Annotated in this window: 3 protein-coding genes; all 3 read left to right on the top strand. The window is 36.1% G+C overall.

What is annotated here, in order from left to right:
• On the top strand, window positions 1-616 hold a 616-nt coding region (locus ABZA26_RS13470), incomplete at its 5' end, for a sugar phosphate nucleotidyltransferase (protein ID WP_372715015.1).
• Between the two features lie 114 nt (window positions 617-730).
• Window positions 731-1,807 (top strand): CDP-glucose 4,6-dehydratase, encoded by a 1,077-nt coding sequence (gene rfbG, locus ABZA26_RS13465; RefSeq protein WP_372715014.1) that lies wholly within the window; start codon window positions 731-733, stop codon window positions 1,805-1,807.
• A gap of 1 nt (window position 1,808) precedes the next feature.
• A partial coding sequence (locus tag ABZA26_RS13460; RefSeq protein WP_372715013.1) for a dTDP-4-dehydrorhamnose 3,5-epimerase family protein occupies window positions 1,809-2,156 on the top strand: 348 nt, incomplete at its 3' end.

Below are 2,156 nucleotides of genomic sequence, written 5' to 3'. Positions count from 1 at the left end.
TCTTGGCTACAAAAGTTATATGATCAAAGAATATTTTTTAAATTATTACACTTATAATTCAGACGTTACAATAAATTTACAGACAAATAGTTTTGAAGTTCACAGATCCAACACAGAAAAATTTCGAGTGACTCTTGTTGACACGGGACTCAACACAGGCACATCTGGTCGCCTTAAAAGAATACAAAAATATATCGGCGGAGAAACATTCCTTTTGACCTACGGAGATGGTGTCGGAAACATAAATATACACAAATCTCTCGAACAACATAAAAAATCAGGAAAATATGTTACTGTGACAGCGTACAAGCCACAGGGTAAATTTGGGTCTCTTCAAATGGACGAAAATGGAGATGTTACTGCCTTTACAGAAAAACCAAAAGGTGACGGCATGTGGATAAATGCTGGCTATTTCGTCTGTGAACCGGAGTTTTTTGATTATCTGGGTGGTGATTCAATGATGCTTGAAAAAGAACCACTTGAGACTCTCGCCAGAGAAAGACAGATGACTTCCTACATTCACGATGGATTCTGGAAACCTATGGATACTCTCAAGGATAACAATGACCTAAATGATCTGTGGGACTCAGGAAAAGCTCCTTGGAAAGTATGGTAATTCAAATATTTTCAAAATTTTACATCTATAAAATAATTAGACCATACTTCTTTCTTTTTATAAGGGGTATGGTCGTAATAATTTATTTTTAAATTTTTGATGTAGGAGGACTGTATGGAATTTTACGACAATATCTACAATGGAAAAACAATATTGGTCACAGGTCATACTGGATTTAAAGGCTCCTGGATTTCCATCTGGCTTTTAGAACTTGGGGCTAGAGTAATAGGATACGCCCTTGATCCCTATACAGAAAAAGATAATTTTGTCCTTGCTGGCCTTCAGGAAAAAATAACAGATATCAGAGGGGATATAAGGGACAAGGAAAAACTCGCATCTGTTTTTGAAAAATATAACCCAGATATGGTCTTTCATCTGGCTGCCCAGCCTCTTGTGAGACTTTCATATGAGATACCTGTAGAAACCTATGAGGTAAATGTCATGGGGACAATCAATATACTACAGTGCATAAGAGAGACAGCACAAACCAAGATTGGAATAATGGTTACAACAGATAAGTGTTATGAAAATAAGGAACAGATTTGGGGGTATAGAGAAGACGATCCTTTCGGTGGATATGACCCCTACTCATCTTCCAAAGGAGCCTGCGAAATCGCAATAAGTTCCTGGAGAAGGTCATTTTTCAATCCTGCAAACTACAGTTCCCACGGAAAATCCATAGCCAGTGTAAGGGCTGGAAATGTAATAGGTGGAGGGGACTGGACTGCAGACAGAATAATCCCAGACTGTATAAAAGCTATTGAAAAAGATGAGTCAATAGAAATCAGAAATCCAGAATCAGTGAGACCATGGGAACATGTTTTAGAGCCACTTAGTGGCTACCTTTTGTTAGGACAGAAGATGTGGCAAAACCCTATAGGCTTTTCTGAAGGATGGAATTTCGGTCCCAATCTAGACTCTATCGTAAATGTCTATAGTGTCGCTGACAAACTGATAAAACTATACGGAAAAGGAAGTATAGAGGATATATCAGACCCAAAAGAACTCCATGAAGCCAACCTTCTTGTGCTTGATATTTCCAAGTCAAGATTCAGATTAGGTTGGAAGCCAAGACTGAGTATTGATGAAGCACTTCAAATGACAGTAGATTGGTATAAAAATTATAAAGATAAAGATGTTTACCACCTTTGTGTGGATCAGATAAAACAGTTTACAGAAAAGGAGGCATAACATGAAACTCATCAAAACTGAGCTCAAAGGAGTTTTTATAATAGAAACTTTTCATGCAGAGGATGAAAGAGGAAGCTTTACAAAAACATATAACAAAAAATTTTTCAAAGAAAATAAATTATGCAGCAAATTTAAAGAAAGCTATTATTCTGTTTCAAAAAAAGATGTAATCAGAGGAATGCACTTCCAGCTTCCTCCACACGATCATGAAAAATTGGTTTATGTAATAAAAGGAAAAATAATTGATGTAATTTTAGATCTCAGAAAAAAATCTGAAACATATGGAAAATATATATCTATAGAACTTTCAGAAGAAAATAGGCACTCAATATATATTCCAAAGGGATGT

Source organism: Ilyobacter sp. (assembly GCF_041583315.1).
GTDB lineage: Bacteria > Fusobacteriota > Fusobacteriia > Fusobacteriales > Fusobacteriaceae > Ilyobacter.
This window is presented reverse-complemented; position numbering and strand designations above follow the sequence as displayed.

Excerpts from the sequence above, each read along its gene's own strand:
- rfbG (WP_372715014.1), top strand. The coding sequence starts at position 731 with ATGGAATTTTACGACAATATCTACAATGGAAAAACAATATTGGTCACA.